General features: G+C 68.7%; 2 protein-coding genes. Both read right to left on the minus strand.

Annotation, left to right across the window (positions count from 1 at the left end; genetic code table 11):
• Positions 1-1944, minus strand: a 1944-nt coding sequence (locus Q7W29_12555; protein ID MDO9172649.1) for a nitric-oxide reductase large subunit, incomplete at its 3' end; no start/stop codon positions are given.
• A 93-nt stretch (positions 1945-2037) separates the two neighbouring features.
• Positions 2038-2252 (minus strand): hypothetical protein (locus Q7W29_12560; protein MDO9172650.1); only part of this gene is annotated, 215 nt, incomplete at its 5' end.

A 2252-nucleotide genomic window follows, 5' to 3' on the forward strand; every position in this document is an offset into this window, starting at 1 on the left:
CAGGCAGAACAGCATCAGGCCGATGCCCAGCATGCCGTACACGCCGAACAGCGCCGTGTGGCCGTGCAGCGGGGTCAGGTTGAGGCCCTGCATGTAGTAAAGCGGCAGCGGCGGGTTGATCAGGAAGCCGAACAGGCCGGCGCCCACCAGATTCCAGAACGCTACCGCGATGAAGCAGTAGATCGGCCACTTGTAGGCCTCGAGCCACGGCTTGGCGCGGCTGAGCGAGAGGTTGTGGTAGGCCTCGAAGCCCATCAGCACCAGCGGCACCACTTCCAGGGCGCTGAAGGTGGCGCCCAGCGCGAGCACCGCCGTCGGGGTGCCCGTGAAGTAGAGGTGGTGGAAGGTACCGATGATGCCGCCGGCCAGGAACACGTTCGTGGAGAAGAGCGTGGCGGCGGTCGCCGTCTTCACCTTCAGCAGACCCAGGCGCACGAAGAGGAAGGCGATGACCACGGTGGCGAAGACCTCGAAGAAGCCCTCCACCCACAGGTGCACCACCCACCAGCGCCAGTACTCGGCGATGGCCAGGTTGGTCTGCCGCCCCCACATCAGCCCCGCGCCGTAGAAACCGGCGATGGCCACGCAGGAGATCACCAGCATCACCAGCAGCGGGCGGTTCTGGTCGGCCCGCCGCAGGGCCGGCCGCAGCGAGGCGACCATCAGCCCGAGCCACAGGAACAGCCCGACCAGCAGCAGGATCTGCCACAGCCGGCCCAGGTCGACGTACTCGTAGCCCTGGTGCCCGAACCAGAAGTTCCCGATCAGGCCCAGCCGCTGCATGATGCCGAACCACTGGCCGGCCAGCGAGCCGACGACCACGATCAGCAGGGCGCCGAACAGCACGTTCACTCCGAGCCGCTGGAAGCGCGGCTCGTGCCCCGACACCGCCGGCCCGATGAACAGCCCGGTCGCCAGCCACGAGGTGGCGATCCAGAAGATGGCCAGTTGGACGTGCCAGGTGCGCGACAGCGAGTACGGCAGCACGGCGCTCAGGTCCAGGCCGTAGAAGCCGTTCCCCTCCACGCCGTAGTGGGCGGTGACGGCGCCCAGGACGACCTGCACGACGATCAGGGCGGTGACCACCCAGAAGTATTTCAGCGTCGCCTTCATGGAAGCCGTCGGGGACAGCGCGAGCAGGGGGTCCTGCTCGGGCAGGACGCCGGGATCGAACCCCTCCTCGCGGTTGGCCGCGTAGTACCAGGCGAGCAGCGCGATGCCGGCGATCAGCAGGATCACCGAGAAGCCCGTCCAGAGGATGAGGCTGCCGGTGGGCCGGTTGCCGACCAGGTTGTCCGGCGGCCAGTTGTTGGTGTAGGTGATGTCGGCGCCCGGGCGCTCGGTGACGCAGACCCAGGAGGCCCAGAAGAAGAAGGCCGTCAGGTCCTGCAGCCGGTCGGGATCGCCGACCGTGGCCTCGCGCATGGCGTAGGCCTCGCGCAGGTCGGCCTGCGCCGGGTCGCCGCCGAACAGCCCGCGGAAGTGGTCCGCCACGACGCGCACCGCCGCGACCCGCGCCGCCGACAGATGCAGGTCGCCGGACCCGGCATCGTAAGTGTTGGACCGCAGCTCGGCCTGCAGCCGCGCCTCGAGGGCGGCGCGCGTCTCGACGTCCAGTCGGTCCGCGTCGACGCCGTGTTCCGCGCGCGACCAGGCGTTCAGCATGACCTCGGCCTCGCGGTGCAACCAGTCAGCCGACCAGTCCGGCGCCAGGTAGGCGCCATGCCCCCAGACCGAGCCCAGCTCCTGCCCGCCCGTGGACTGCCAGACGTTCTGGCCGTCCTTGATGTCCTGCCCGGTGAAGAGCACCGCACCGTCGGCGCCCACCACCCGGGCGGGGACCGGCGGCGCCTGGCGGTAGATCTCCCGCCCGAAGTAGCCGAGTACGGCAAAGGAGAGCCCCACCACCAGCCCGAAGACGATCCAGAGTCTCTTGTAACTCATCACACCATCCTTTCCGTCGTGATCACACGGTCCCGAACTCAGAATCTCAACGCATCCACATATCCGCTAACTAGGCAAAAAAGGGGCCGACCTTCACTGGGCCAAGTCAGCCACCCGGGTCGTCGTGATCATGCGGGTGAAGCCGTCGCGGACCCCCGCCCATTCCTCGTGCATGGCGCAGGGGTGTCCGGCATCGCAGGCCGGCCGCCCCAGGGCGCAGTCGGTGCGTTCGGCGCTCCCCAGACCGTCGAACACGACCAGCACGTCGCGGATGGGCCGGTTTTCCGCCCCCTCGCGCAGCCGGAACC

Source organism: bacterium (genome assembly GCA_030654305.1).
Lineage (GTDB): Bacteria > Krumholzibacteriota > Krumholzibacteriia > LZORAL124-64-63 > LZORAL124-64-63 > PNOJ01.